This window comes from Pseudomonas sp. TUM22785, assembly GCF_028198105.1.
GTDB lineage: Bacteria > Pseudomonadota > Gammaproteobacteria > Pseudomonadales > Pseudomonadaceae > Metapseudomonas > Metapseudomonas solani.
Genome location: NZ_CP116239.1, coordinates 6,958,055 through 6,984,897, shown reverse-complemented (window position 1 = coordinate 6,984,897; position 26,843 = coordinate 6,958,055). Strand labels below are relative to the sequence as shown.

Annotated in this window: 22 protein-coding genes; 11 read left to right on the top strand and 11 right to left on the bottom strand. The window is 67.2% G+C overall.

What is annotated here, in order from left to right:
- The first annotated feature begins 17 nt into the window (after nt 1-17).
- Entirely contained in the window at nt 18-983 is a 966-nt protein-coding gene (locus PI990_RS31260) for a CobW family GTP-binding protein (protein ID WP_271659477.1), read from the top strand.
- 467 nt (nt 984-1,450) lie between these two features.
- On the opposite strand, the gene PI990_RS31255 is transcribed toward PI990_RS31260, so the two are convergent.
- From PI990_RS31255 to PI990_RS31240, 4 genes are all read right to left on the bottom strand, one after another.
- A complete protein-coding gene (locus PI990_RS31255; RefSeq protein ID WP_021217435.1) occupies nt 1,451-2,758 on the bottom strand; it encodes an MFS transporter in 1,308 nt (435 codons plus the stop codon).
- Between the two features lie 1,623 nt (nt 2,759-4,381).
- Nucleotides 4,382-5,722, bottom strand: a complete 1,341-nt coding sequence (locus PI990_RS31250) for a sigma-54-dependent transcriptional regulator (RefSeq protein ID WP_271659476.1) — start codon at nt 5,720-5,722, stop codon at nt 4,382-4,384.
- Nucleotides 5,719-7,479, bottom strand: coding sequence for a sensor histidine kinase (locus tag PI990_RS31245; RefSeq protein WP_271659475.1), 1,761 nt, complete (start codon nt 7,477-7,479; stop codon nt 5,719-5,721). Before PI990_RS31245 ends, PI990_RS31250 begins: the two co-directional genes overlap by 4 nt.
- Before the next feature lie 71 nt (nt 7,480-7,550).
- Complete coding sequence (locus PI990_RS31240; protein WP_271659474.1) at nt 7,551-8,387, bottom strand: extracellular medium-chain-length polyhydroxyalkanoate depolymerase; 837 nt, start codon at nt 8,385-8,387, stop codon at nt 7,551-7,553.
- 328 nt (nt 8,388-8,715) lie between these two features.
- On the opposite strand from PI990_RS31240, the gene PI990_RS31235 reads away from it, so the two are divergent.
- Together PI990_RS31235 and PI990_RS31230 are read left to right on the top strand one after the other, a co-directional pair.
- The gene (locus PI990_RS31235; protein ID WP_184488130.1) at nt 8,716-10,470 is read left to right on the top strand and encodes a DUF1302 domain-containing protein; all 1,755 of its coding nucleotides are present in this window, start codon (nt 8,716-8,718) and stop codon (nt 10,468-10,470) included.
- A gap of 16 nt (nt 10,471-10,486) precedes the next feature.
- Complete coding sequence (locus PI990_RS31230) at nt 10,487-11,848, top strand: DUF1329 domain-containing protein (RefSeq protein ID WP_043241779.1); 1,362 nt, start codon at nt 10,487-10,489, stop codon at nt 11,846-11,848.
- On the opposite strand, the gene PI990_RS31225 is transcribed toward PI990_RS31230, so the two are convergent.
- Complete coding sequence (locus tag PI990_RS31225; RefSeq protein ID WP_271659473.1) at nt 11,845-12,459, bottom strand: TetR/AcrR family transcriptional regulator; 615 nt, start codon at nt 12,457-12,459, stop codon at nt 11,845-11,847. The two genes, PI990_RS31230 and PI990_RS31225, sit on opposite strands and share 4 nt — an antisense overlap.
- Before the next feature lie 184 nt (nt 12,460-12,643).
- On the opposite strand from PI990_RS31225, the gene PI990_RS31220 reads away from it, so the two are divergent.
- From PI990_RS31220 to PI990_RS31210, 3 genes are all read left to right on the top strand, one after another.
- A complete protein-coding gene (locus PI990_RS31220) occupies nt 12,644-13,435 on the top strand; it encodes an alpha/beta fold hydrolase (protein WP_271659472.1) in 792 nt (263 codons plus the stop codon).
- 67 nt (nt 13,436-13,502) lie between these two features.
- A complete protein-coding gene (locus PI990_RS31215; RefSeq protein ID WP_271659471.1) occupies nt 13,503-14,378 on the top strand; it encodes an alpha/beta fold hydrolase in 876 nt (291 codons plus the stop codon).
- Nucleotides 14,375-14,740 (top strand): DUF7079 family protein, encoded by a 366-nt coding sequence (locus PI990_RS31210; protein WP_271659470.1) that lies wholly within the window; start codon nt 14,375-14,377, stop codon nt 14,738-14,740. Before PI990_RS31215 ends, PI990_RS31210 begins: the two co-directional genes overlap by 4 nt.
- Nucleotides 14,741-14,785: 45 nt before the next feature.
- Here PI990_RS31210 and PI990_RS31205 read toward each other — a convergent pair whose 3' ends face one another.
- A complete protein-coding gene (locus PI990_RS31205; RefSeq protein WP_021220995.1) occupies nt 14,786-15,190 on the bottom strand; it encodes a DUF3301 domain-containing protein in 405 nt (134 codons plus the stop codon).
- A gap of 47 nt (nt 15,191-15,237) precedes the next feature.
- Nucleotides 15,238-16,776 carry a GGDEF domain-containing protein gene (locus PI990_RS31200; protein WP_271659469.1) on the bottom strand — a complete coding sequence of 513 codons (1,539 nt, stop codon included), beginning with the start codon at nt 16,774-16,776 and terminating at the stop codon, nt 15,238-15,240.
- Between the two features lie 104 nt (nt 16,777-16,880).
- Here PI990_RS31200 and pdxY point away from each other — a divergent pair, with 104 nt between their 5' ends.
- The 4 genes from pdxY (at nt 16,881) to PI990_RS31180 (ending at nt 20,340) form a co-directional block, all read left to right on the top strand.
- Nucleotides 16,881-17,750 (top strand): pyridoxal kinase PdxY, encoded by an 870-nt coding sequence (gene pdxY / locus PI990_RS31195; RefSeq protein WP_271659468.1) that lies wholly within the window; start codon nt 16,881-16,883, stop codon nt 17,748-17,750.
- Between the two features lie 122 nt (nt 17,751-17,872).
- Nucleotides 17,873-18,256: a DUF2946 domain-containing protein gene (locus PI990_RS31190; RefSeq protein WP_271659467.1), complete on the top strand. Its 384-nt coding sequence runs from the start codon at nt 17,873-17,875 to the stop codon at nt 18,254-18,256.
- A 120-nt stretch (nt 18,257-18,376) separates the two neighbouring features.
- Nucleotides 18,377-19,756 (top strand): PepSY-associated TM helix domain-containing protein, encoded by a 1,380-nt coding sequence (locus tag PI990_RS31185; protein WP_271659466.1) that lies wholly within the window; start codon nt 18,377-18,379, stop codon nt 19,754-19,756.
- 71 nt (nt 19,757-19,827) lie between these two features.
- Nucleotides 19,828-20,340 carry a copper chaperone PCu(A)C gene (locus tag PI990_RS31180; protein ID WP_271659465.1) on the top strand — a complete coding sequence of 171 codons (513 nt, stop codon included), beginning with the start codon at nt 19,828-19,830 and terminating at the stop codon, nt 20,338-20,340.
- Between the two features lie 18 nt (nt 20,341-20,358).
- On the opposite strand, the gene ybaL is transcribed toward PI990_RS31180, so the two are convergent.
- From ybaL to PI990_RS31160, 4 genes are all read right to left on the bottom strand, one after another.
- Nucleotides 20,359-22,050: a YbaL family putative K(+) efflux transporter gene (ybaL, locus tag PI990_RS31175; protein WP_271659464.1), complete on the bottom strand. Its 1,692-nt coding sequence runs from the start codon at nt 22,048-22,050 to the stop codon at nt 20,359-20,361.
- Nucleotides 22,051-22,226: 176 nt separating this feature from the next.
- Complete coding sequence (locus PI990_RS31170; protein WP_271659463.1) at nt 22,227-22,730, bottom strand: acyl-CoA thioesterase; 504 nt, start codon at nt 22,728-22,730, stop codon at nt 22,227-22,229.
- A 288-nt stretch (nt 22,731-23,018) separates the two neighbouring features.
- The gene (locus PI990_RS31165) at nt 23,019-24,386 is read right to left on the bottom strand and encodes a glutamine synthetase family protein (protein WP_271659462.1); all 1,368 of its coding nucleotides are present in this window, start codon (nt 24,384-24,386) and stop codon (nt 23,019-23,021) included.
- 14 nt (nt 24,387-24,400) lie between these two features.
- The gene (locus PI990_RS31160) at nt 24,401-25,792 is read right to left on the bottom strand and encodes an aspartate aminotransferase family protein (protein WP_271659461.1); all 1,392 of its coding nucleotides are present in this window, start codon (nt 25,790-25,792) and stop codon (nt 24,401-24,403) included.
- 279 nt (nt 25,793-26,071) lie between these two features.
- Here PI990_RS31160 and PI990_RS31155 point away from each other — a divergent pair, with 279 nt between their 5' ends.
- A complete protein-coding gene (locus PI990_RS31155; protein WP_271659460.1) occupies nt 26,072-26,737 on the top strand; it encodes a GntR family transcriptional regulator in 666 nt (221 codons plus the stop codon).
- Nucleotides 26,738-26,843: the final 106 nt, after the last annotated feature.

Genomic DNA, 26,843 nt, shown 5'->3' with positions numbered 1-26,843 from the left:
CGCAGCACCATAGCGCGATGCTTGCCCATATCCCCACTCACCTGGTGGCCGGCCCCCTGGGCGCCGGCAAGACCAGCCTCATCCGCCACCTCCTGGCGCAGCGCCCGAGCGACGAGCGCTGGGCGGTGCTGATTAATGAATTCGGCCTGGTCGGCCTGGACGCCGCGTTGCTGGAAACCGGCGACGACGGCATCGCCCTGGCCGAGGTGGCCGGTGGCTGCCTGTGCTGCGTCAACGGCGCGCCCTTCCAGGTCGGGCTCGGTCGCCTGCTGCGCAAGGCCCGGCCGGACCGGCTGTTCATCGAACCGTCTGGCCTCGGCCACCCCGCCGAGCTGATGCGCCAGCTGCGCGAGTCGCCCTGGGAAGGCGTGCTGGCCCTGCAGCCGAGCCTGCTGGTGCTGGACGCCGCCGCCCTGGCCCGTGGCGATGCCCTGCCTGACAGCCAGCGCGATGCCCTCGAAGGCGCCGGCCTGCTGGTGCTGAACAAGGCCGAGAACCTTGATGCCGATACCCGCCAGCGCGTGGCCGAGCAACTGCCGGCGCTGCCCCTGAGCTGGACGGTGCAGGGCCGCCTGCCCCTGGCCGACCTGCCGGGGCTCGACGCCAAGGCTGGCGCTGCTGTGGATAACCCGGCCCTGCCCGCTGGCCAGGCGGCTCCGCCCGCGCTGTGGATAAACCCCGGGCAGCCCATTGTCCAGGCACAGGATGCGGCGGATGGCTGGACCATCGGCTGGCGCTGGCACCCCTCGCAGACCTTCGAGCTGATGCGCGTGCAGCTGTGGCTGGCGAGCCTCGGCTGGCGTCGCGCCAAGCTGGTTATCCACAGCAACGCCGGCTGGCTCTCCGGCAACGCCCTGGACGGCGCGCCGCTCCACTGGCAGGCCAGCGAATGGCGCAAGGACTCGCGGCTGGAGCTGATCTTCTCCACGCCCCAGGACGAGGACGCGCTCAAGGCTGGATTCGAGGCCTGTCGGCTGACTTGAGCCGTACCGTCGCTCCGACGGAAGCCCTCAAGCGCACCGCAATCTGTAAACCTGGCGAAGGAGTTGGAGCAGCCGCCAACGCCCCTCCAGGAGGCCGAACGCAGTCGTTGCGCCGGGGGACGAGCGGCATGGATGCCGCGAGAGGCGCGCCAGGCCATGGATGGCCCATCGCGCCGGCCCCCAGAGCGGCGATGGAGTGAGGGAACCCCGGCGAAGCCGGGGCCGGATGATGGGGCAAGCCTCTTTGGTTTCTTTCTTGTGGTTCGGCATCCCGACGACTGAAGAAAGAGACTCGCCCGGGTGGGCGAAACCAAAAGCGTCAGCAAAGCTCGGTAATCAGCTGGGCTCAAGATTCTCCAGCAACACTTAACCCAGACCGCACAAACAAAAACGGGCCCTCACGGGCCCGTCTTCGGGAATAAAACGGCTACGGATTAGCGCAGCCAGAGCCACGGGGGCTCAAGGGATCAATCGTCGTTCATCCGCGAGTGGGTGCGGGTGTCCTTCATGAACACGTACACCAGCAGCGAGCAGGCGATGCAGGCGGTTACGTACCAGTAGAAGCCGCTCTCCATGCCGATGCTCTTGAACCACAGCGCCACGTACTCGGCGGTGCCGCCGAAGATGGACACGGTGAGTGCATAGGGCAGGCCCACGCCCAGGGCGCGGATCTCGGTGGGGAACAGCTCGGCCTTCACCACGGCGTTGATCGAGGTGTAGCCGCTGACGATGATCAGCGCCGCCATGATCAGGAAGAACGCGCCCCACCAGGTATCGATGGTGTGCAGGGTGCTGAGGATCGGGTAGGTGAACAGGGTGCCCAGCACGCCAAAGGCGATCAGGATCGGACGGCGGCCGACCTTGTCCGAGAGCGCGCCCACCAGGGGCTGCAGCAGCATGAACAGGAACAGGGTGGCGGCCGAGATCATGGTCGAGTCGTTCTTGCTCATGCCGACCGTGTTGACCAGGTATTTCTGCATGTAGGTGGTGTAGGTGTAGAAGGCCAGGGTGCCGCCCATGGTCAGGCCGATCACGGTGAACACTTCCTTGGGGTGGCGCATCAGGGTGCGCAGCAGGCTTTCCTTCGGCTTGTCCTTCTTCTTGGTGAAGGACTCGGTCTCTTCCATGCCGCGACGCAGGAACATCGCCACGACCGCGCACAGGGCGCCGATGAAGAAGGGCACGCGCCAGCCCCAGCTTTCCAGCTGCTCGGTGGTGAGGGTCTGCTGGAGGATGATCAGCACCGCCAGGGCGATGAGCTGGCCGGAGATCAGGGTCACGTACTGGAAGCTGGAGAAGAAGCCGCGACGCTCCTTGGTCGCCATCTCCGACAGGTAGGTGGCCGAGGTGCCGTATTCGCCACCGACCGACAGGCCCTGCAGCAGGCGGGCGACCACCAGCAGGATGGGCGCGGCGATGCCGATGGTTTCATAGCTGGGGGTCAGCGCGATGATCAGAGAGCCGAAGCACATCAGCAGGACCGAGGCCAGCAGGGCGGCTTTGCGGCCCTTGCGGTCGGCGTAGATGCCCATCAGCCAGCCGCCGATCGGGCGCATCAGGAAGCCCACGGCGAAGATCGCGGCGGTGTTCAGGAGCTGGGCGGTTAGGTCGCCTTGGGGGAAGAAGGCCTTGGCGAAGTACAGCGAGAAGGCGGCGTAGACGTACCAGTCGTACCACTCGACCAGGTTGCCCACCGAGCCGCTGAAAATGGATTTGATGCGTTGCGAGGTGGTGCGGGGTGCTGCTGAGGCAGTCAGGGTGCTGGTGCTTTCCATCGTGTTTCCTCGAGTCATAGTTGTTGTTGTAGGCACGGCTCTCGCCGCGCTTGGGGTGCGGGCACATAGCAGGAGCTGTGCCAGCGCCGCAAAGCGCCGGAATAGAAGGCTCGGAGGGATTGCACAGGGCATTTATGCGCGGATTGGCGCTTATCGCGAAGGGGTCATAAGCGGGATTTCGCCTATCCATTGATGGCCAGGTAGGGGCGAATTGATTCGCCAAGCGGTGCGCAGCGCCGCCGCCCCAACCGAGCTATCCACAATGACTTTTCTGGGCGAATGAAATCGCCCCTGCATTGCCCACAATTACTGTGGAACCAACTGTTGGCGAGCTGTGGATAGATCGCTTAGGACCAGTCACAGCGCTGCTTTCAAGCGTGTGCTCAGATATTGAGCAGTGCCGCCCATTCGCGGTTGAAACCGCTCCCACAGGGAGACAAGCACCCGTGGGAGCGAATTCATTCGCGAAGAAATCCCCAGGAAGACGGATTCATCCTCAGTTGCCCACAATAGCTGTGGAGCCAACTGTTGGCGGGCTGTGGATAGATCGATTAGGCCCAGTCACAGCGCCGCTTTCAAGCTTGTGCTCAGACTTTGACCAGTGCCGCCTATTCGCGGTTGAAACCGCTCCCACAGGCAGGCGAGCATCGTGGGAGTGAATTTATTCGCGAAGAAATCCCCAGGCGAAGGGATTAATCCCCAGTTGCCCACAATGTCTGTGGAGCCAACTGTTGGTTGGCTGTGGATAGATTGCTTAGGGCCAGTCATAGCGCTGCTTTCAAGCTTGTGCTCAGATTTCGACCAGTGCCACCCGTTCACGGTTGAAACCGTTCCCACAGGCAGACGAGCCCCCGTGGGAGTGAATTCACTCGCGAAGAAATCCCCAGGCGAGCTAGTTCATCCCCAGTTGCTCACAATGTCTGTGGAGCCAACTGTGAGCGGACTGTGGATATATTTCTGTATGCCAGCAACAGCGCTGCTTTAAAGCTTGTGCTCAGATATTGAGCAGTGCCACCTATTCGCGGTTGAAACCGCTCCCACAGGCGGGCGAGTCCCCGTGGGAGCGAATTTATTCGCGAAGAAATCCCCAGGCGAACGGATTCATCCCCAGTTGCCCACAATGTCTGTGGAGCCAACTGTTGGTTGTCTGTGGATAAAACGCTTGGCGCCAGTAACAGCGGTGCTTTCAGGGTTGTGCTCAGACTTTGACCAGTGCCGCCTATTCGCAGTTGAAACCGCTCCCACAGGCAGGCGAGCACCCGTAGGAGCGAATTCATTCGTGAAGAAATCCCCAGGCGAATGGATTCATCCCCAGTTGCTCACAATGTCTGTGGAGCCAGCTGTTGGTTGGCTGTGGATAAATTGCTTGGTGCCAGTCACAGCAATGCTTTCAGGGTTGTGCTCATATTTCGACCAGTATCGCCCATTCGCGGTTTAAACCGCTCCCACAGGCGGGCGAGCACCTGTAGGAGCGAATTCATTCGCGAAGAAATCCCCAGGCGAACGCATTCATTCCCAGTTGCCCACAATGTCTGTGGAGCCAACTGTGAGCGGACTGTGGATAGTTTTCTGTATGCCAGTCGCTACGGTGCTTTCAGGGCTGTGCTCAGCTTTTGACCGCTTTCAGTCTTCATCACCCGGCAGGAACTCGCCCCGGGCCAGGCCGTGGCGTTGCATCTTTTCGTTGAGGGTGCGGCGGGGCAGTTGCAGCAGCTCCATCACCGCCTTGATGTCGCCCTTGCTGCGGGCCAGGGCCTGGCGCAGGCATTGGGCCTCGTAGGTTTCCATCAGCTCGGCGAGGGAGGGCGCGGCGTTGTCGGTTGCATGGCCGCCTGTGGATAACCCCAGCACATGGCGCTCGGCGGCGTTGACCAGCTCGCGCACGTTGCCCGGCCAGTCGTGGGCCAGGAGGTGGGCCAGCTCGGCGGGGGTGAGGGTCGGGACGGGGCGGCCCAGGCGTTCGCTGGCCAAGGCGGCGAAGTGCTCGAACAGTAGCGGCACGTCTTCGCGGCGCTCGCGCAGGGCGGGCAGTTGCAGCTCGGCGACGTTGAGGCGGTAGAGCAGGTCTTCGCGGAAGCGCCCGGCGCGTACCTCCTCCTTGAGGTCCGGCTTGGTGGCGGCGATCACCCGCAGGTCGACGCGGATGCTCTGGTTCGAGCCCAGGCGCTCCAGCTGCTGCTCCTGCAACACGCGCAGCAGCTTCACCTGCTGGGCCAGGGGCATGCTCTCGATCTCGTCGAGGAACAGGGTGCCGCCGTCGGCATGTTCCAGCTTGCCGATGCGTTTGCCCTGGGCACCGGTGAAGGCGCCGCTCTCATGGCCGAACAGCTCGCTCTCGAACAGGTTCTCCGGGATGGCCGCGCAGTTCAGCGCCACGAAGGGCTTGCCGGCACGCGGGCCGAACTCGTGCAGGCAGCGGGCGACCAGTTCCTTGCCGCTGCCGGTGTCGCCGCGCAGGAGGATGTTCACCGGCGTCTGCGCCAGGTCCAGCACCTGGCGGCGCAGCTGTTCCATGGGGCGGGAGAAGCCCATCAACTGCCCATCGAGGCGGGTGCGGTCGTCCACCTGGCGGCGCAGGCGGCGGTTCTCCTGGGTCAGGCGGCGCTTTTCCAGGGCCCGGCGCAGGCTGCCCAGCAGGCGTTCGGGGGTGAAGGGTTTTTCGATGAAGTCGTAGGCGCCCAGGCGCATGGCTTCCACCGCCTGGGGCACGTCGCCGTGGCCGGTGACCAGCAGGAAGGGCAGCTCGCGGTCCAGCGCCTGCACCGCTTCCAGCAGGGCCATGCCGTCCATGCCGGGCATGCGCAGGTCGCTGATCACCACGCCCTCGAAGTCGGCGTCCAGCCCGTCCAGGCATTCGGCGGCGCTGGCGCAGAGGCGCACGGTGAAGCCCGAGAGCTCCAGCCACTCGCGCACCGCTTCGCGGATCGCGGCCTCGTCGTCGACGAAGATCAGGTTCGGGGTCATGGCTGCTCCTCGGCAGGATCAAAGATGGGCAGGCACAGGCGGAACACCGCGCCGGCGTCACGGTTACCGGCGCTCAGCCGGCCCCCCAGTTCATGGACGATGGCATAGGAAACCGCCAAGCCGAGGCCGAGCCCTTCGCCCACCGGCTTGGTGGTGAAGAAGGGGTCGAACACCTGGGCCAGGGTGGCCTCGGGGATGCCGCCGCCGTTGTCGGCGACCTCCAGGCACCAGTGGCCATCGTCCCGTTGCAGGCGGATGTCGATGCGCGGCTCGGCCTGGCCGGCGACCGCGTCGAGGGCATTGCGCAGCAGGTTGACCAGCACCTGCTCCAGGCGGATGGCATCGCCCTGCACCCAGGCCAATGGGCGCGGGTGCTGCTCGATGTGCACGGCGCCGTCACGCAGGCGCGGCGCCAGCAGTTGCAGGGCCTTGTCCACCACGCTGCCCAGCTCCAACTTCTCGCGCAGGCCGCCGGGGCTCTGCCGGGCATAGGTCTTCAGGTGGCCGGTGAGGGCGGCCATGCGTTGCAGCAGTTCGTCGTGGCGGCCGAGGGCGTTGCGCGCCTGCTCCAGCTGGCCGTTGTCGAGCATCAGGCGCAGGCTGCCCAGGTGCATGTGCAGGGCGGTGAGCGGCTGGTTGATCTCGTGGGCGAGGGCGGCGGACATCTGCCCCAGGGCCGCCAGCTTGGCCGCCTGTACCAGGCCGTCCTGGGCGGTGCGCAGGGCGGCGGTGCGCTGTTCCACCAGGCGCTCCAGTTCGTTGTGGCTCTGCTGGCGCAGCCGCGCCAGGCGCCAGCGCTGGTGCAGGAACAGGGCGAGGAAGAACAGCGCCAGCCACAGCCCGCCGGCGGCCAGGCTGGCGTCGCGGGCGTTGCCGGCGGCGTTCTGCGGGCGGTGCAGCAGGTGCAGGGTCCAGCCTTCGCTGGGCAGCGCCAGGGATTCCCACAGGTAGTCAGCCTCGCCATCGGGGCCCTGCACGCGCACCAGGCGGCTGTCGTCGCCGAAGTCGTCGAGGGTGCGGTGCAACAGGGGCGTCAGCGGCTTCTTGTCGTACTGGCGGGTGGCGGCCAGTTCGGCGCGTTGCGCGGCGTCGATCGGCGCCAGTTCGCGGTAGCGCCACTGCGGCTGGTTGGCGATGAAGACGATGCCCTTGGCGTCGCTGACCAGGATGGTGTCCGGGCGCTCGCGCCATTGCTGCTCGATCTCGGGGAACTCCAGCTTCACCACGATGGCGCCGAGGAAGTTGCCGGTGTCGTCGTGGATGGCGTGGGAGAGGAAGTAGCCGGGGATGCCGCTGACCACGCCCACCGCGTAGAAGCGCCCGGTGCCGTGGGTGCGGGTCTGCAGGAAGTAGGGGCGGAAGCCGTAGTTGTGGCCCACGTAGCTGGTGGGCAGGCGCCAGTTGCTGGCGGCGATGGCCAGGCCGTCGCTGCGCATCAGCTCCAGGGTGGAGGAGTGGGCGGCGCCGTTGATGCGTTCCAGCTTGAGGTTGAGGCGCTGCTGCAGTTCGGGTGACAGCGGTTGCTGCAGGGCCTCGCGCAGTTCCGGGTCGAGGGCTAGCACGGCGGGCAGGGCCCGGTAGCGGTCGATCAGGGTGCGCAATGCATCGGCGTAGAGGCCCAGCTGGGCGCCGGCCTGTTGGCCTTCCTCGCGCAGGGCCTGGCGCTCGGCGTGGCGGCCGGCCAGGTGCATCGTCAGCAGCAGGCCGGCGAACAGCAGCAGGGTCAGCAGGGCGATGCGCAGGGAACGGGGCAGCACGGGCGGGGTCCGGGTGTCGCGACAGGCGGCGACGATAGCATGGACCCGGCCCGGGCTGCGTCCGCGGTGGATCAGGGGTGGGCGTTGAACCAGGCGAGCACCTTGGCCGGCGAGGCGGCGAACCACTCGTGGCCGCCCAGGGGCTCGGTGTAGCGCGCGGTCTCGATGCCCTGGTGGAGCAGGCGGTCGTAGTAGAGGTCCATGCTCCACCAGGGCACCACGGCGTCGACGAAACCGTGGAGGAACAGCGTCGGCGGGTGGTCGGCGGGGAGCTGGTCGGGCACCACGCAGAGCGGCCCGCTGCAGGTCGCGTAGGAGCCGGATTGCACCGCCAGGGCGCGGAACTTGCCGGGGAAGGACACGGCCATGCGGCTGGTGTTGTAGCCGCCGCTGGAGATGCCGGTGGCGTACTGGCGCTGGGCGTTGAGCGGGCCGAAATGGCCGCGGGCGATGGCGGCGAGCACGTTGCCGAGGAAGTCGTAGTCGGTGCTCAGCTCATAGGCTTGGGCGAGGCCGGGGATGTTGGTCTGCCAGAACAGGTCGGCCGGGGCGCTGGGGGCGATCACCGCGTAGCCGTGGTCCAGCAGGTTCTGCACCAGCTTGCCTTCGTAGTAGCCGCCGAAGGGCAGGTTGCTGTGGTAGCTGAAGTCGTTGAGGGGGAAGAACGAGCCCTGGTAGATCAGCACCACCGGCCAGCCGCCGGCCGGCGGGGTGCCCAGGGGCGTCTGGTAGATGATCTTGCGCTGGCCCACCAGGCCCGAATCCAGCCAGGTGCTCTGGTAGGAACAACTGACTTCGGCAGGGCGCAGCAGGGTACGGGGGCGTTCGCTGCAGCGGGAAGCGGCCAGGGCGTGCTGGCCCAGGCAGACGGCCAGCAGCAGGCCGCAGAGCAGGGTACGAAGGGGCATGACGGGTCTCCTATTTGTTGTTGTGTGACCGCTTTTAAATCGAAACAGAAATTCCGATTCCGTCAATAGGGTTGATCGAAATTCGTTCAGTGTGGTGGGGGAGAGCAGCATTCCAGAGCCTGTGGACAGGTGCGCAAAGGCGACGGACGGCGGGGCCTAAGAGTGTCTACCCACAGCTCACGAGCCGCCGCTAGGCGATGGCCAGCCCGGTGCCGCACCTGTGGATAAAAAATAATTCGAGCGGCGTCTTGTCAGCGGCAATGGGCAGGATTAGATTATTTCGGAACCGATGTTCCGATTCCGATAAAAACAACAGCTGGAGACCATCGTGGCAAATCAAGGAAGAGGCCTGGCAGCAGCCGGCCTGGCGTTGCTCGGCGCGTTGCCCCTGGGTGGCGCACAGGCGTTTCAGGTGCGCTCCGGAGACGGAGACTGGACCACCTCGCTCGATACCACCCTGTCCTACGGGCTCAGCTACCGCGTGGAGGGGCAGGACAGCAAGCTGATCGCCCGCGCCAACGGCGGTACCGGCGACAACGCCGGGCTGATCAACTCCGACGACGGCGACCTCAACTTCCGCCGGGGCGACCTCTTCTCCGAGGTGGTCAAGGCGGTGTCCGAACTCGACCTGCGCTACCAGGACCGCTTCGGCGTGTTCGTCCGGGGCCGCGCCTTCTATGACTTCGAGCTGAAGGACGACGAGCGCCGCCACCGTCAGATCAGCCACGCCGGCCTCGACGAAGCGGGCTCCAGCGCCGACCTGCTGGACGCCTTCGTCTACGGCAGCTGGACGGTCAACGACCGCGCCCTCAACGCGCGGCTGGGGCGCCAGGTGATCAACTGGGGCGAGGGGCTGTTCTACCAGAACGGTATCGGCGCCACGAACCCGGTGGACATCAACGCCCTGCGCGCGCCGGGCTCCGAAGTGAAGGAGGCGTACATGCCCACCTTCATGGCCTACGCCTCCTTCGAGCTGCGCGACAACCTCAGCGTCGAGGGCTACTGGCAACCGGGCAAGGCCTGGGAAGCCTCGAAGATCGACCCCTGCGGCACCTACTACTCGACCCTCGACGTGATCGGCGAAGGCTGCAACTACCTGTCCGTCTCGCCGCTGCAGGAAGCCGTCGCCGGTGGCCGCGCCTTCGACAACCCGGCCATGGCCCAGGCCTATGCCGATGCCCTGGCACCGGGCGGCCTGAACAACCTGCTCAAGGCCTACCTGCCCACCACCTTCATCCCCCGCGCCCAGGACATCGATGCCGACGGCGCCGCCCAGTACGGCCTCGCGCTGCGCTGGTACGTGCCGGAGCTGAACGACACCGAGCTGGGCTTCTACTACCTGCGCTACAACATGCAGGTGCCCATGCTCGGGCTCACCGTCGGCCGCCAGGTCACGCTGCCTGTCGTCGGCACCGTGCCCGACGCCAGCAGCTCGCGCTACTACGCCGAGTACCTGGAGAAGCGCGACCTGTTCGGCATCAGCTTCAACACCTCCATCGGCGGCGACAGCATCTTCAACGGCCTGTCGCTGGCCGGCGAGCTGAGCTACCGCCCGGACACGCCCATCGCCCTCGGCCTCAACGAGTATCTGCCCGACGCGCTGTTCAACCCCAATGGGCTGCCCGTGGGCACCCACCTGGACGGCTACCGCGAGAAGGACATGTACCAGGCGTCGCTGGCCGCCATCTACAACTTCACCGGGGTGCTCGGCGCCGACTCGGCGACCCTGTTCACCGAGCTGGTGGCCAGCCGCGTGCAGGGCCTGGAATCCGACGTCGACTACTACGAGGCCACCAGCACTGCCACCGGCGCCCAGGCCAGCCTGCAGCTGACCTACACCAACGTGCTCAACCTGGTGAACCTGGTGCCGTCCTTCGGCTACCAGTACAGCATCAACGGCGTCGCGCCCCAGCTCACCAATGGCCTGGACGAAGAGGCGCAGAGCTGGTCCGCCGGCATCGACGCCATCTACAAGGAGTCCCTCACCGTCGGCACCCGCTACGTGGGCTACAGCGGCGGCGGTGTCTCCAACAAGCGCAGCGACCGTGACTTCGTCAGCTTCAACATCAAGTACAGCTTCTGAGAAGGGATTCGACGCCATGCACAGACCAGGACTTATCCACAGCAGCCTGCTCGCCGCCCTGCTGCTGGCCGCGCCGCTCGCCCAGGCCCAGGTGGGTGCCGACCAGGCCGCGCGCCTGGGGGCCGACCTGACCCCGCTGGGCGCGGAGAAGGCCGGCAACGCCGCCGGCACCATCCCCGCCTGGACCGGCGGCCTGGCCCGCGATGCTGCGGCCTACGACAAGACCCTCGGCTACAAGGACCCCTTCGCCGCCGACCAGCCGCTGTTCAGCATCGATGCGAAGAACGCCGAGCAGTACCGCGCCCACCTCAGCCCCGGCCAGCTGGCCATGCTCAAGCGCTACCCGGACAGCTGGAAGCTGGTGGTCTACCCGACCCGCCGCTCGGCCTCCTATCCCGAGGCGGTGTACGCCGCGATCAAGGACAACGCCACCCACGCGAAGCTGATCGAGAACGGCAACGGCATCGCCGACTTCAAGGTCGCCACGCCGTTCCCGATTCCGCAGTCGGGGCTGGAGGTGCTGTGGAACCACCTGGTGCGCTTCCGAGGCAACAGCGTCAAGCGCTACTACGCCCAGGCCGTGCCCCACGCCAGCGGCGACTACTTCATGACCCGCATCGAAGACCTGTTCCTGTTCAACCAGAACGCTGGCGACTACAGCAAGGACAACGGCAACGTGCTGTTCTACTTCCGCCAGTCGGTGCTGGCGCCGGCGCGCCTGGCAGGCACCGAGCTGCTGGTGCACGAGACCGTCAACCAGGTGAAGGAACCGCGCCTGGCCTGGCTCTACGCCGCCGGCCAGCGCCGCGTGCGGCGCACGCCGAACGTCGCCTACGACTCCCCCGGCACCGCCTCCGAGGGGCTGCGCACCACCGACAACTTCGACATGTTCTCCGGCGCGCCGGACAAGTACGACTGGAAGCTGGTGGGCAAGGAAGAGCTCTACGTGCCCTACAACAGCTACCGCTTCGCCTCGCGCACCAGCAAGTACGCCGACATCGTCAAGGCCGGCCACGTGAACCCCGACCTGTTGCGCTACGAGCTGCACCGCGTGTGGCACGTGCGCGCCACCCTCAAGGACGGGCAGCGCCACCAGTACAAGCAGCGCGACTTCTATTTCGACGAGGACAGCTACCAGGTGCTGCTGGTGGACCACTACGACAACCGCGACCAGCTTTGGCGGGTGGGCGAGTCCTACACCATCAACCTCTACGACCAGCCGCTGGTATGGACCAAGGGCGACGCCGTATATGACCTGATCGGCGGCCGCTATGTAATCGGCATATTGTCCAACGAAGAGCCGGCGGATGAATTCGATATAGCGCTGAAGGCGTCCGACTTCACCCCGGCACAATTAAGGCGGGACAGCCGGCGTTAAACCCGGCGAATTTCCAGGTACTTGCAAACGAGGCGGGAAAGTTCCCCCGGCACAACTTCCCGGGGGGTGACACCGAGGGTGCCGACCATGGTCAGGTAATTCAGGCTGGCGAGCAGCATGTGGGCGGTCAGGTCGGCCGCCTGCTGCGGCTGCGGATGGCCGAGTTCCTGCGCATGGGCGAGGACGATGCGGCAGAAGGATTGGCCGATGTAGGCGTTGAGCTGGTGGAAGCGCTCGCGGAACTGGACGTCCATCGAGCTGCACCGGATCAGGGCGCGGAGCAGGCCTTCGCTGCCATCGAACAGGCGTGTCACGCCCTCGATGAAGCCCTCGATCTGCGCGGGCAGCGGCAGGTTCTCCAGGCTGGCGATGACCCCGTCCACCGCCTCGCGGCTCTGTTCGACGAAGCGCTCGTGGACGGTATAGAGCAGCACGTCCTTGTCGCCGAGCAGGCGATAGAAGGTGCCCACCGAGGACTCGGCGAGCTGGGCGATCTGGGAAATGCCGGTTTCTTCGAAGCTGTCGTTGGCGAGCAGTTCGGCGGCGACGTTGAGGTAGCGCTCCAGGGCTTTCTTGCTGCGTGCCTGGGTCGGACTGGCGATGCTGTACATGGTGGTTTCTCGAGTCGGCGCTGGGCGATTCTAGGAGGTTTGGGCGGGCAAAGGCAAACACCGGAAACTTGTTCTACGGGCGCTTCGGAAGTTATCCGATCCACCAACTTTTCATCGGTCCTTTTAATAAGGAACGGCGCCTTTTTATTGGCCATCGATTATTCAAAAGGGAATTAACTCGACCATGGAACAGATCAACTTGTCGGGCGGACGTTTCAACTATATCTGCCAGGGAGAGGGCGCCTCGGTGCTGCTGGTGCACGGCCTGGGTTCCTCCCTGGAAGACTGGCAGCCCCAGGTCGAGGCGCTGTCCCGGCACTTCCGCGTCTACGCCCTGGACCTGCGCGGCCACGGCGCCAGCGAACCGCTGCGCGCGCCGGTGAGCATGGCCGAGCTGGCCGCCGACGTGGCCGAGTTCATCGTCGCCATGGACCTGGAGCCCTGCATCCTGGTGGGCATCTCCATGGGCGGCATGATCACCTTCCAGCTGCTCGCCGAGCACCCGCACCTGGTGCGCGCGGCGGCGGTTATCAACAGCTCGCCGAACTTCCCCGTGGACAGCTGGCAGGTGCGCTGGCAGGTGGCGCTGCGTTTCACCCTGGTGCGCCTGTTCGGCCCCGCCGGCATGGCGCGGCTGCTGGCCGGCAAGCTGTTTCCCAAGCCGGAGCAGGCCGGCTTGCGCCAGCGGGTGATGGCGCGCATCGCCGGCAACGACCGGCGCTCCTATCTGCACGCCATGGGCGCCATCCCCGGCTGGTCGGCGCTGGCGGGCGCCTGCCGGGCCAACACTCCGCTGCTGGTGATCAGCGGCGACCGCGACTACACCCCGGTGGCGGCCAAGGCGGCCTACGTCAGCCAGTTGCGCAACGCACGGCTGGAGGTGATCGCCGACTCCGGGCACGCCACGCCCCTGGACCAGCCCGAGGCGCTGAACCGCTTGCTGGATGCCTTCATCCGCCAACACGCCGCCATCTGAACGCAACGGCTGCGCCGGAGGCGGCTCGGCGGATAAACTGCGCGCAGTTCATTTCGAGTGCGTTACGATGCAGTTGTCCGCCTGGTCCCACCCGAGTTCCGCCGGCTTCACCTTGCGCGGCTGGCACAGCCAGCCCAGCGGCAAGCCCCTGCTGCACTTCCTCCATGGCAACGGCTTCTGCGGCCGCGCCTACTCGCCGATGCTGGAAGCCCTCAGCGAGCACTTCGACCTCTGGCTCTGCGACGTACAGGGCCATGGCGACAGCGACCACGGCGGGCGCTTCCTCGGCTGGAACCGCAACGCCGAACTGGCGGTGGAAGCCTTCGAGGCCGGGCGCGGCATCTTCGGCGACGTCCCCCGTTTCGCCCTCGGCCACAGCTTTGGTGGCGTGCTCACCAGCCTGGTGCTGGCGCGCCACCCCGAGCTGTTCCAGCGTGCGGTGCTGCTCGACCCGGTGCTCTTCACCCCTGCGATGATCGGCGTCATGGCCTTCTCCGAAGTGCTCGGCCTGCACCGCCGCACCACCATGGCCAAGCGCGCGCGGGCCCGGCGCAGCCACTGGGTGGATCGCCCCGCCGCCTTCGCCGCCCTGCATGGGCGCGGCATCTTCAAGGGCTGGACGGACGACGCCCTGGGCGCCTACGTGGAGCACGCGCTGAAGGCGGTGGACGGCGGCGTCGAGCTGAAATGCCGGCCCAGCCGCGAGGCGGAGATCTTCAGTTCCTGCCCCAAGCGCCTGTGGCCCTCGCTGGCGCGCATCGTCACGCCAACGCAGATCTTCCACGGCCAGCACAGCTACCCCTTCGTCGCCCGCTCGGTGGCGCGCATCAGCGCGCTGAACCCCCATGTCGGCGCCCAGGTGGTGGAGGGCGGGCACTGCTTCATGCAGGAATTCCCCGAAGCCGCCGCCGAGCGTGCCGCCGGCTTCCTCCTGCAGCGATGAGCGACGCGGCGCGGGAGCGGGTCTGGCTGGCGCTGTCCGAGCTTTGGCTGGACACCGAGCTGGACGATGCCGACCTGCGCCGCATCGCCGACGCATTGCGCACCAGCGCGCTGCCGCCAGCCGAGCTGGAAGCCATCTACCTGCATGAAGTGGCGCCGGTGCTCTGGCTCAATGCCTGGAGCGTGGCGGGGGTGTGGAGCGGCTTCGATCCCGATTGGCTTTTCGAGCATTGCCAACGTAACCAGGTGCGGCGTGCCAGCCGCTGGTTCCGCTGGCGCTGCCGGCTACTACGGCGACCGATGACCTATGCCAATCGCGAGCAGTGGCAGCAGGTTATCCACAGGGTGGTCGAGGATACTTGAGCGCGGGGCTTATCCACAGCAGCTGCGCTGTGGACAACCGTCGCTTCATTCGACGTGGCGTTGCTCATCCGGGCGCGGGTGGCTGCGTCGCCAGTCGCTGATCTGGATGACGTTGCCTTCCGAGGCCGCTGGCGGCTCGAAGGGGTGGGCATCCAGCTCGATGCGGCCGCCGTGGCTGCCGAACATCTGGATGGTGCCGGTGAGGCGCTGCTCGCCGGTAACGGTGAACTCGAAGCCGTAGATGCGTGCCAGGCGGCGGTTGCCCCGGGCATCGCGGACCACGGTGAGGCGCTGCAGGGCGACGTTGCCGTCCAGCAGTTCGATGTCGAAACGCGAGCAGTGCTGCTTGACCAGCGCCAGTGCGCGCTCGCGAATGCCGTGGCCACGCCAGAGCCAGGCGGCACCGGCGGCGAAGAGCATAAACAGGAATACATCGCCCAGACTGATCATGATCACTCCCCTGGAATACCCAGAAGCTTAACCCATCCGCAGCGATTTCAGAGGGCCAGTTCGACGCGGTTGCGGCCATGTTGCTTGGCGCGATAAAGCGCCGCATCGGCAGCCTCCTGCAGCAGGTGCAGGTCCGCGTTCGGCGGGCTGGCGGCCAGGCCGATGCTGACGCTCACGCGCAGGGAAATGCCATTGGCATCCACTCGCAATTGCTCCACCGATTCGCGCAGGCGCTCGAGAAAATTGCGGGCGGCGTCGGGGGTGGTATCGGGCAGCAGGAAGACGAACTCCTCACCACCGAAGCGGGCGAACAGGTCAGTACTGCGGGCTTCGTGTTGGCACAGCCTGCTGAATTCGCAGAGCACCCGGTCGCCGCTGCCGTGGCCGTGGGCATCGTTGATGCGCTTGAAATGGTCGAGGTCGAGCATCGCCAGGCACAAGGTCTGGCCCTGGCGCCGCGCGCGCTGCAACTCGTGCTCGGCGCGGGCGTAGAAGGCCCGGCGGTTAAGGGCGCCGGTCAGCGGGTCGGTGGTGGCCTGCAGGCGCAGGCGCTCTTCCAGGGCCTTGCGATGGCTGACATCACGGACTTCCAGCAACTGCTGGCCGGCGCCATCGAGGTGGGTGACCGAGAGCTCGGCCGGGAAGGTCGAACCATCGCGGCGCAGGGCGGTGACGTCGGCGGGGGTGCCGTCGGCCTGGGTGAGCAACGGGCCGATGCGCGCGCGCTCGGCATCGACGAACAGCTGCTCGGGCGTCTGCTGCAGCAGGCCTTCGCGGGACTGGCCGAAGAGCGCGCCGAGCGTCGGGTTGCTGTCCTGGATGCGCCCGTCCTGCAGCACCAGCATGCCGCAGCGGGTGACGTTCATCAGGCGTTCGAAGCGCTGGGCACTGGCCTCCGCCTGGCGGGCGTTGCGCTGGCTGTCGAGGAGGATGCGGCGCATGGTCATCAGCGCCAGGCCGACCAGGGCGATGACCCAGAGCGGAATGGCGAAGTTGTACGGCAGCAGGTACGCCATGGAGCGGGTGACGTCGGGATGCTCGATGGCGTTGAGCCAATCGTGCACGGCGATGCCGCCGCGCAGCAGGGTGACCAGGGCATAGCCGAGCAGGACGATGCCGACGCAACGGCAGACGACGCGCAGCTCCGCATCGCGCGGGTGGCGCAACAGGGCGCCGGCGGCCTGCAACGGCAGCAGCCCGCCGATGCCGGCGTAGATGGCGATCAGCAACTCGCTGTTCAGCGGCGCCACCCACCAGTGCCAGCTGTTGGCCGCGGCCATCAGGCCGGCGCTCACCGGCACCGTCCACCAGGGCAGCGGGCGATCGAGGAAACGGAACACGCCGAGCATCAGCACCGCCTCGCCTGCCAACTGGGTGGCGTTGCCGAAGACGTTGAGCGGGCGGTTGCCGGTGGCGACGAAGACGAAGAAGGAGAAGATGCCGAGAATCAGCAGCCAGGCGCCGGCCATCCAGAAGCCCGGGCCACGGTAGGGGCGGGAGAAATACCACAGGCCGGTACAGGCCACGGCACTGGCGAGCATCAGGTTGAGTCCCAGCAGCATCGGCGAAAAATACAGGGATTCCATGATGGCTCTGACGGCGGAGGATGGGAGAATCTTGCCATTATGGTAGTGAACCTGTCGTTGCACGTCAGGCCGCCTTTCTTCCCGTCGAGACCAGGGTTTATTCAATGCCACGAACGCCCCACCTCCTCAGCATCCAGTCCCATGTGGTCTTCGGCCATGCCGGCAACCGCGCCGCGGTGTTTCCCGTGGAGCGCCTCGGGGTCAATGTCTGGCCGCTGAACACCGTGCAGTTCTCCAACCACACCCAGTACGGGCAGTGGACGGGCGAGGTGCTGCCGCCGAACCAGGTGCCGGTGCTGGTGGAGGGCATCGCCGCCATCGGCGAGCTGGGCAATTGCGACGCCGTGCTTTCGGGCTACCTCGGCAGCGCCGCCCAGGGCCGCGAGATCCTCGAGGTGGTGGCGCGCATCAAGCAGGCCAACCCACGGGCGCTGTACCTCTGCGACCCGGTGATGGGCCACCCGGAGAAGGGCTGCATCGTGGCGCCGGAAGTCAGCACCTTCCTCCTCGAGGAGGCCGCCGCCGTGGCCGACCTGCTGTGCCCAAACCAGTTGGAGCTGAACAGCTTCGCCGGCCGCCGCCCCACCTCCCTGGAGGATTGCGTCGGCATGGCCCGGGCCCTGCTGGAGCGCGGGCCGAAGGCGGTCCTGGTCAAGCACCTGGACTACCCCGGCCGCGCCGCCGAAGACTTCGAAATGCTGCTGGTCAGCGCCGAGGGCACCTGGCACCTGCGCCGCCCGCTGCTGGCCTTCCCGCGCCAACCGGTGGGCGTGGGCGACCTCACCTCCGGGGTGTTCCTGGCGCGCCTGCTGCTGGGCAACGACCTGATCGAGGCCTTCGAATTCAGTGCCGCCGCCGTGCATGAAGTGCTGCTGGAGACCCAGGCCTGTGGCAGCTACGAACTGGAGCTGGTGCGCGCCCAGGACCGCCTCGTTCACCCCCGGGTGAAGTTCGAGGCGCGGCGCCTGGGCTGACCGGGCCCCACGGGAATTTGCCGCCGCGCACTGCGGCCTTGTGACTCAGCCGCTATGCTTCAACCCATGGCGGTGCGCGGCTAGCATTGCACCCGTTCCAATCCCCTGTCCCGGACGGCACCTTGGCTCGACACACGACAAACCGCAGCGGCGCCTGGCTTGGCCTTCTGGCCATGCTGCTGGTGTTCGCCGGTCCGCTGCTGTCCCAGGCGCGTAGCCTGGATCGCCAGGGCGTGCCGGACTGGATGGGCGAGCTGGCCTGTTCCGCCGAGCAAGGCACCGCGCAAAAGGCGCCGGGCCAGGCCGGCCACGAGGCGGCCTGGGCCAAGTGCGGCTACTGCACCCTGCTGCTCAATTGCCCGGCGCTGAGCTCCGCCCCGCTGATCGCTTACACCCTGCTGGATGCCGTCCGCGCGCCGCGCCTGGTGCCAGTCGCCTCGGGCCACGCCGGCTCGGCCATCTTCCCCGGCTCCCGCTCCCGCGCGCCGCCTGCCTCCCTCGCCTGATCCACACACCGCGTCACCCCTGCGCCCGTTATGGGCGAGGCGGCTGACGACAAGCCTCCATTGCGCCAGCCACCGTGCTGCCCGTGACCCCAGAGAGGCGCTTTCCAGGCGAGCCCGACCATGAGCAAACCGGCTGTTTCGTTCTACAACCTGGCGTGGCGCTGGCATTTCTATGCCGGCCTCTTCGTCATTCCCTTCATGATCCTGCTATCCATCACCGGCAGCATCTACCTGTTCAAGCCGCAGCTCGATGAGCTGATGTACGCCGACCTGCTGCGGGTCGCCCCCGGGCACCACGCGCTGGACGCCGACGCCCAGTTGCAGCGGGTGCGCGAGGCTTATCCACAGGCCAGCGTCAGCCAGTACCTGCCGCCGATGGATGCTGGGCACAGCGCCCAGTTCGTCATCGCTGACGGCGGCCGCACCCTCAACCTGTTCCTCGACCCCTACAGCGGCAAGGTGCTGGGCACCCAGGACGCCTTCTGGAACCTGCAAGCGGCGACCCGCGCCCTGCACGGCGAGCTGATGATCGGCACGGTCGGCGACCGGCTGATCGAACTGGCTGCCGGCTGGGGCATCGTCCTGGTGGTGTCCGGGCTCTATCTCTGGTGGCCAAGGGGGCGCTCCGGCGCCGGTGTGCTGTGGCCGCGCCTGTCCGCACGTGGGCGCCTGTTCTGGCGCGACCTGCACGGTGTCACCGGCTTCTGGGGCAGCCTGCTGCTGCTGTTCATGCTGCTCACCGGCATGACCTGGACCGGCTTCTGGGGCGCGAGCTTCGCCGATGTGTGGAACCGCTTCCCCGCTGCCATGTGGAACGAGGTGCCGAAGTCCGGCGAGCTGGCGCGCAGCCTCAACAGCGCCAGCGACCAGACCGTGCCCTGGGCGGCGGAAACCACGCCGCTGCCGGAGTCCGACGCCCACGCCGCCCACCGCGCCCATGCCGGGCACGACAGGGCGCCGGCCAGCGAGGTGCCGAGCATCCCGCTGCAGCAGGTGGTGGACACCGCCCGCGAGCGCGGCGTGGTGCCCGGCTACGGCATCACCCTGCCGACCACGCCCACGGGCGTCTTCAGCATCGCCGTGTTCGCCGCCGATCCGCGCCAGGACGCGACCTTGCACCTCGACCGCTACAGCGGCAAGGTGCTGGCCGATGTGCGCTGGAAGGACTATGGCCTGGTGGCCAAGAGCGTGGAGATGGGGGTGATGCTGCACGAGGGCCGCTTCTTCGGCCTGGCCAACCAGCTGCTGATGTTCGCCGTGTGCCTGATGATCCTGCTCAGCGCGGTCAGCGGCCTGGTGCTCTGGTGGAAGCGCCGGCCCAGCGGCCGCCTCGGCGTGCCGCCGCTGCCCCATGGCCTGCCCCTGTGGCGCGGTGCGGTGGTGATCATGCTGGTGCTGGGGGTGGCATTTCCCTTGGTGGGCCTGTCGCTGGTGCTGGTCTGGGTCCTGGACCGGCTGGTGCTGTCGCGCTTCGGCGGCGACCGGGTGATGGCGGGCTGAAGCCGCCACGGGTTTTCATCGGCGCTCGCCTGGCGGGCGCCCAATCTGCTTATCGATGGATGGAGTTGAACATGCGCAAGACACTGCTGACCCTGATCGCCCTGGTGGGCTTCGTTCCCTTCGCCCAGGCCCACGAGTACGAACTGGGCAAGCTGCACATCGAACACCCCTGGGCCCTGGAAGTACCGCCGGTCTCGCCCAACGGCGCGGCCTACCTGGTGGTGCACAACGGCGGCGACACGCCGGACCGCCTGCTGGGCGCCGACACCCCGCGCGCGGCCAAGGCCGAGATCCACGAGCACGCCCACGTCAACGGCATGATGAAGATGCAGCAGGTGCAGGGCGGCCTGGCCATCCCCGCCGGCGGCGAGGTGCGCCTGGAGCAGGGGGGCTACCACCTGATGCTGTTCGGTCTGAAGCAGCCGCTGAAGGATGGCGAGCGCTTCCCGCTCACCCTGCACTTCGAGAAGGCCGGCGACCTGCAGGTGGAGATCGCCGTACAGAAGGAAGCGCCCGCCAAGGCCGACGGGCAGATGCAGCACATGGAGCACATGGACCACGGCGCGCACCAGGGCGCCGAGTGACGGCTCGCGCCGCCGTCGTCAGGCCGCTGCGGGTGCGCCCGGTGCGGCCTGGTCGTCGGCGACGCGATTGATCATGGCGCGGGCGATCTCGCGCTCGCCCATGATCACCAGATCCGCACCGTTCTGCTCCAGGTGCTCCACCTCGGCGTCGAAGTGGGCGCGGGCGATGATGGTCAGCTGCGGGTTCACCGCGCGGGCCTGCTGGGCGATCTGCCCGGCCTCGAAGCCATTGGGGATCGCCAGCAGCAGCCAGCGCGCCCGCGCCAGCTGCGCCAGTTCCAGCACCTCGGGCCGTGCCGCGTTGCCCAGCACCGCGCTGATGCCCGACTCGCGCAGTTCATCCAGCCCCGCACGGCTGTCCTCGATCACCACCAGCGGCGTGCCGGCCTCGCGCAGACGCAGGGCGATCTTGCGGCCGACGCGGCCGTAGCCGATGAGGATGGCGTGGTCGTGCTCCTCGATGGTGGGCGGCACGTCCTCGGCCGGCGCCTGCTCCGGGGGCAGCTCCGCCGCCTTGCGGTCCTGGCGCGCCTGCCAGCGGCCGATGGCGATGAACAGCAGTGGGTTGACCAGGATCGACAGGATGGCGCCAGCCAGCAACAGGTCGCGGCCGGTCTGCGGCATCAGCTCCAGGTCCAGCCCCAGGCCGATGAGGATGAAACTGAATTCGCCGATCTGCGCCAGGCTGGCGGAGATGGTCAGGGCGGTGCTCTTGGGGTGGCCGAAGGCGCGCACGATCACATAGGCCGCCACCGATTTGCCGAGCACGATCACCAGGAAGGTGGCCAGCACCGGCAGCGGTTCGTGGATCAGGATCAGCGGGTTGAAGAGCATGCCCACCGAGACGAAGAACAGCACCGCGAAGGCATCGCGCAGGGGCAGGGTCTTCTCGGCGGCGTCATGGCTCAGCTCCGATTCGTTGAGCACCATGCCGGCGAAGAAGGCGCCCAGGGCGAAGGACACGTCGAAGAGGATCGCCGAGCCGTAGGCGATGCCCATGGCGATGGCCAGCACGGCGAGGGTGAACAGCTCCCGCGAGCCGGTGCCGGCGACCTTGGCCAGCACCCAGGGAATCAGGCGGCGGCCCACCACCAGCATCAGTACGACGAAGGCGGTGACCTTGCCCAGGGTCAGCAGCAGCTCGACGCCGAGGCTGAGCTCGCCGCCGCCGTGAGCCTTGCCGCCGAGCATGCCGGAGAGCGCCGGCAGCAGCACCAGGGTCAGCACCATCACTAGGTCTTCGACGATCAGCCAGCCCACGGCGATGCGGCCGCGCTGGGTGTCCAGCAACTGGCGCTCCTCCAGGGCCCGTAGCAGCACCACGGTGCTCGCCACCGACAGCGCCAGACCGAACACCAAGCCGCCGCCCAGGGGCCAGCCGAGGCCCCAGGCCAGGCCCATGCCCAGCAGGGTGGCTACGGCGATCTGCACCACGGCACCGGGGATGGCGATGTTCTTCACCGACATCAGGTCCTTGAGGGAGAAGTGCAGGCCCACGCCGAACATCAGCAGGATCACCCCCAGCTCGGCGATTTCCTGGGACAGCGCCTGGTCGGCGACGAAGCCCGGGGTGAAGGGGCCGGCCAGCACGCCGGCCAGCAGGTAGCCCACCAGCGGCGAGATGCGCAGGCGGTTGGCCAGGCTGCCGAGCAGGAAGGCCAGCACCAGGCCGGCGGAGAGGGTGGCGATCAGCGGTGTGTGGTGGGGCATGCGGCGGCTCCTTGCACGCAGGGAACGACCCGACCGCAACGGCGACTCGCGTCGCTGCGGGGAGAGGTTCGAAGGTGTTCACGGGGCCTGGCCCGTGGCGAACGCGGCTGCCGCCGCGTGCGCCAGGTTACCCGTTGGCTGACGTTGTTTGTATGAAAAGTCCGTCAGATTATTTTTCAGGATGTAGCGGCGGGCTCGCTGCCGTTCTCCCGCAGTTCGCGGTAGCGGCGCTCCATTTCCTGGCGGATCTGCCGGCGTTGCTGGCCCTGGACGAAACGGCGCTTCTCCTCGGCGGTCTGCGGCTGGCGGGGCGGCACCGGGGCCACCTTGCGGTCGTCGTCCAGCGCCACCATGGTGAAGAAGCAGCTGTTGGTGTGGCGCACCGAGCGCTCGCGGATGTTCTCGGTGACCACCTTGATGCCGATCTCCATGGAGGTGGTGCCGGTGTAGTTCACCGAGGCGAGGAAGGTCACCAGCTCGCCCACGTGCACCGGCTCGCGGAACACCACCTGGTCCACGGAGAGGGTCACCACGTAGCGCCCGGCATAGCGGCTGGCGCAGGCGTAGGCCACTTCGTCGAGGTACTTGAGCAGGGTGCCGCCGTGGACGTTGCCGGAGAAGTTGGCCATGTCCGGGGTCATGAGGACGGTCATCGTCAGTTGCGCGTTGCCGGGTTCCATGGAGGGGCTCTGTCTCGGGGCTGGGAAGTGAAACTGTAGACGCAGCGAGACAGGGACGGAGCACAGCGACAGCGCCTGTGGATAAACACCCGGCCGCACTCCGCCCCGTAGGATGGGTAGAGCCCCGCGAAACCCATGCTGCCCGCCCGACGCCGAAGCCATGCCGGTACTTGGAATTGATGGGTTTCGCTCCGCTCTACCCATCCTACGAATGACGAATGACGAATTACGGATTGCGGTTGGTGGAGGCGGGGCTGTGGACAAGTCGCTTATCCACAGCCCCTCGGCTCAGGCGTGGGTCAGGTACCAGCGCCAGTCCTGTTCGCCCACCTCGCTGACGAACTGGCGGAATTCCTCCCATTTGATGGCGAGGAAGATGTCGAGGAAGTCTTCGCCGAGTGCCTCCTTCGCCCAGGCCGAGCGCTCCAGGGTGCGCAGGGCGGTGAGCCAGTCGGTGGCCAGGGTTTCGCGGGCCTGCTCGTAGCCGTTGCCGGTGATGGCCTCGCCCGGGTCGATCTGTTCGCGGATGCCTTTATGGATACCCGCCAGCAGCGCGGCGGCGGCCAGGTAGGGGTTGGCGTCGGCGCCGCAGATGCGGTGCTCGACGTGGCGGCTCTGGGCCGGGCCGCCGGGCACGCGGAAGGACACGGTGCGGTTGTTCACCCCCCAGCTCTTGGCCAGCGGCGCGTAGCTGTTGGCCTGGAAGCGCCGGTAGGAGTTGGCGTTGGGGCAGAAGATCGCCAGGGCGTCGTCGAGGGTCGCCATCATCCCGCCGATGGCGTGGCGCAGCAGCGGGGTGCCGTGGGGGTCCTCGCTGGCCATCAGGTTGTTGCCCGCCTCATCCGCCAGGCTGACGTGCAGGTGCATGCCGCTGCCGGCCAGGTCGCCGAAGGGCTTGGCCATGAAGCAGGCCACCAGCCCGTGCTTGTTGGCCACGCCCTTGACCAGGCGCTTGTAGCGCACGCCTTCGTCGATGGCCTGCAACGCATCGAAGCGGTGCTCCAGGGTCAGTTCCAGCTGGCCCGGCGCGTATTCGGAGATGGCGGTGCGCAGCGGCAGGCCCTGGGCCTCGCAGGCGGCGTAGAGGTCGTCGAGGAAGGGCTGCAGCTGCTCCAGCTCGTACACGCCATAGACCTGCGGCGCCTGCGGGCGCACGCCATTGGCTTGCAGCGCCGGTTGCGGGCGGCCGTTGGCGTCGCGCTGCTTGTCCAGCAGGTAGAACTCCAGCTCCACCGCCATCACCGGGTGGTAGCCGTCGGCCTTGAGCCGGTCGATGGCGCGGGCCAGCACATGGCGCGGGTCGCCAGGGGTGGCCGGCAGGCCCTGGGTCGGGTGCATGCTGACCTGCACCTGGGCGGTGGGCGTGGCGCGCCAGGTCTGCAGGGCCAGGGAGCCGGGCACCGGGTAGGTCCAGCAGTCGGCGTCGGCCACTTCCCAGACCAGGCCGCTGGCTTCCACGTCCTCGCCCTGGATGGTCAGCGAGAGGATGGAGCTGGGCAGCGGACGGCCGTTCTCGTAGATGGCCAGCAGCTCGTCGCGGTGCAGCAGCTTGCCGCGCGGGATGCCGTTGGCGTCGATCAGCATCAGCTCGATGCTGCGCACCTCGGGGTGGCGTTCGAGGAAGTCACGGGCTTCCTGGGGTTCGGCGAATCGCATGGGGGTTCTCGCGGTCAGAGGCGGGCGCCGGGGATGGCCAGCAGCTCGGCCAGGGCCTGGTCGAGGGTGGCGATCAGGCGGTCGACATCGGCTTCGGTGGTGGCCGGGCAGCACAGGGTCATGTTGTGGAACGGGGTGATGAGGATGCCCCGGTTGATCAGGTAGAGGTGCAGGGCCATCTGCAGGCTGTCGTGGAAGGCCGCTTCGGCCTCGGCGCCGGTGCGTGGCGAGGTGGCGCAGAACTGGAACTCGCAGCGGGCGCCCAGCTCGGTCACCGACCAGGCCAGGCGGTGCTTGTGGATAAGTCCACGGAAGCCTTCGGCCAGGCGCGCCGCCAGGGGCAACATGTGGGCGTAGGCGGCTGGGGTCATCACCTGTTCCAGGTTGGCGCGCATGCAGTGCATGGCCAGGGCATTGGCCGAAAGGGTGGTGCCCATGCCGCTGTGGCCGTGGCCGCCGGATTGCTCGCTGGCGTGCTTGCGGGCCAGCTTCATGGCCTGGGCCATTTCGGCGGTGCAGCCATAGACGGAGCAGGGCACGCCGCCGGCGATGGGCTTGCCGAGGGTGATGAAGTCCGGCTGCAGGTTCCAGGCGCGGGTGCAGCCGCCGGGGCCGGTGGAGATGGTATGGGTCTCGTCGATGATCAGCAGGGTGCCGTGGCGGCGGGTCAGCTCGCGGAGCTTCTCCAGGTAGCCGGCATCGGGCAGGACCATGCCGATGTTGGTCATCGCCGGTTCGCAGAGCACGGCGGCGACGTCGTTCTGCGCCAGGGCCTGCTCCAGCGCCTCGAGATCGTTGAAGGGCACGGCGCGGCTGGTCTTGGCCAGGTTGCGTGCCTGGCCGATCAGGCCGCTGCGGTGCACGGTGCGGCCGTCGCGGTGGCGCACCATAACGTCGTCGACGGTGCCGTGGTAGCAGCCGTCGAACACCAGCAGCACCTTGCGCCCGGTGATGGCGCGCACCCAGCGGATGACGAAGCGGTTGGCGTCGGTGGCGGTGGTCGCCACCTGCCAGTAGGGCAGGCCGAAGCGCTCGGCCAGCAGCTCGCCGGCGACCACGGCGTCTTCGCCCGGGAGCATGGTGGTCAGGCCGCGCGCGCCCTGTTCGGCGATGGCGCGGGCGATGGGTTCGGGGGAGTGGCCGAACATGCTGCCGGTGTCGCCCAGGCAGAAGTCCACGTACTCGTGGCCGTCGACATCGTGGAAGCGCGCGCCCTGGGCACGCTCGACGAACAGCGGGCAGGGGGTCGACCAGTCGCTCATCCAGTGCATCGGCACGCCGCCGAACAGCGATTGGCGGGCGCGCTCGGCGAGCGCCAGGGATTTGGGATTGTGGGCGATGAAACGGGCACGCTCGGCGGCGGCGAAGGTTTCAACGGCGGATTCTGCGATGCCACTGGCGGTCATGCTTGAACACCTCGTTCGAATTTCCGCACATCCTGTTTTGTGATCACAGATATGTCAATAGCTGGACTGTTTCCAGCAAAAGCTTATGATCGAACTGCTTTTGTGATCACACAGAGCGGAGGCCGATCGGCCTTGTCCCCAGGTACGCGCCACGCCTTCGCGGCGCGCCCGGCGGGTTATCCACAAGCGGGCAGCCGCCCCACACCGGAGATTCCCATGCGCAATTGCAGCCTTACCCTCGCCCAGCTGCCGGCTCCACCGGCCATCCAGGAGTGACCCATGGCCGATAACCTGCAGGAACAGCTTTACCTACGAATACGTGAAGGCTTGCTGGCGGGGCGTTTCCAGCCCGGCGAGCGCCTCAAGATCCGCGACCTCGCCGCCGAATGGGGCACCAGCCCGATGCCGGTGCGTGCGGCGCTGCAGCGCCTGGTGGCCGAAGGCGCCCTGGAAGGCGAGCCGCAGCGCTCCCTGCGGGTGCCGATCATGACCCGCGAGCGCTTCCAGCATATCTTCCTGGTGCGCCTGTCCCTCGAGGGGCTGGCCGTGGAGACCGCCACGCCGCGGCTCACCGCGGAGGACATCGAGCAGTTGCGACGCTGCGTCGAGAACATGGAGCGCGCCCTGGAGCAGCGTGACGTGCAGGGTTACCTGGACGACAACAGCCTGTTCCACATGACCCTCTACCGCGCCTGCGCCAACCCCACGCTGCTGCGCATGATCGAGTCGCTGTGGCTGCAGGTCGGCCCCTTCTTCAACCAGCTGTTCACCGAGGCCGACCTGTCCCTGCGCCTCAACGATTTCCACGAGGACGCCTTCAAGGCGGTGCTCGCCGGCGACGCCAAGGGCGCCCGGGCGGCCATCGAGCAGGACATGACCTACTTCGGCAATTTCCTCATGAACCTGCTGGAGCTGGAGACCGCCCAGGCGAAGAACGGCAGCTGACGAGCAAAGCTGTTTCGGTTTGTTTCGCCGAAAAAGACGCTGCAATGCCCGGTGTTACTCTGCCGAAAGTTCTGACTAGGAACTTCCCTAATTCATACAGGGGCTC

What these genes read in the sequence shown, in the direction of transcription:
- PI990_RS31200 (WP_271659469.1), bottom strand. Translation starts at nt 16,776, where the DNA reads ATGGAATCCCTGTATTTTTCGCCGATGCTGCTGGGACTCAACCTGATG.
- pdxY (WP_271659468.1), top strand. Translation starts at nt 16,881, where the DNA reads ATGCCACGAACGCCCCACCTCCTCAGCATCCAGTCCCATGTGGTCTTC.
- PI990_RS31240 (WP_271659474.1), bottom strand. Translation starts at nt 8,387, where the DNA reads ATGCCCCTTCGTACCCTGCTCTGCGGCCTGCTGCTGGCCGTCTGCCTG.
- PI990_RS31230 (WP_043241779.1), top strand. Translation starts at nt 10,487, where the DNA reads ATGCACAGACCAGGACTTATCCACAGCAGCCTGCTCGCCGCCCTGCTG.
- PI990_RS31250 (WP_271659476.1), bottom strand. Translation starts at nt 5,722, where the DNA reads ATGACCCCGAACCTGATCTTCGTCGACGACGAGGCCGCGATCCGCGAA.
- PI990_RS31160 (WP_271659461.1), bottom strand. Translation starts at nt 25,792, where the DNA reads ATGACCGCCAGTGGCATCGCAGAATCCGCCGTTGAAACCTTCGCCGCC.
- PI990_RS31170 (WP_271659463.1), bottom strand. Translation starts at nt 22,730, where the DNA reads ATGGAACCCGGCAACGCGCAACTGACGATGACCGTCCTCATGACCCCG.
- PI990_RS31155 (WP_271659460.1), top strand. Translation starts at nt 26,072, where the DNA reads ATGGCCGATAACCTGCAGGAACAGCTTTACCTACGAATACGTGAAGGC.
- PI990_RS31220 (WP_271659472.1), top strand. Translation starts at nt 12,644, where the DNA reads ATGGAACAGATCAACTTGTCGGGCGGACGTTTCAACTATATCTGCCAG.
- PI990_RS31165 (WP_271659462.1), bottom strand. Translation starts at nt 24,386, where the DNA reads ATGCGATTCGCCGAACCCCAGGAAGCCCGTGACTTCCTCGAACGCCAC.
- PI990_RS31185 (WP_271659466.1), top strand. Translation starts at nt 18,377, where the DNA reads ATGAGCAAACCGGCTGTTTCGTTCTACAACCTGGCGTGGCGCTGGCAT.
- PI990_RS31255 (WP_021217435.1), bottom strand. Translation starts at nt 2,758, where the DNA reads ATGGAAAGCACCAGCACCCTGACTGCCTCAGCAGCACCCCGCACCACC.
- PI990_RS31210 (WP_271659470.1), top strand. Translation starts at nt 14,375, where the DNA reads ATGAGCGACGCGGCGCGGGAGCGGGTCTGGCTGGCGCTGTCCGAGCTT.
- PI990_RS31180 (WP_271659465.1), top strand. Translation starts at nt 19,828, where the DNA reads ATGCGCAAGACACTGCTGACCCTGATCGCCCTGGTGGGCTTCGTTCCC.
- PI990_RS31225 (WP_271659473.1), bottom strand. Translation starts at nt 12,459, where the DNA reads ATGTACAGCATCGCCAGTCCGACCCAGGCACGCAGCAAGAAAGCCCTG.
- ybaL (WP_271659464.1), bottom strand. Translation starts at nt 22,050, where the DNA reads ATGCCCCACCACACACCGCTGATCGCCACCCTCTCCGCCGGCCTGGTG.
- PI990_RS31205 (WP_021220995.1), bottom strand. Translation starts at nt 15,190, where the DNA reads ATGATCAGTCTGGGCGATGTATTCCTGTTTATGCTCTTCGCCGCCGGT.
- PI990_RS31260 (WP_271659477.1), top strand. Translation starts at nt 18, where the DNA reads ATGCTTGCCCATATCCCCACTCACCTGGTGGCCGGCCCCCTGGGCGCC.
- PI990_RS31215 (WP_271659471.1), top strand. Translation starts at nt 13,503, where the DNA reads ATGCAGTTGTCCGCCTGGTCCCACCCGAGTTCCGCCGGCTTCACCTTG.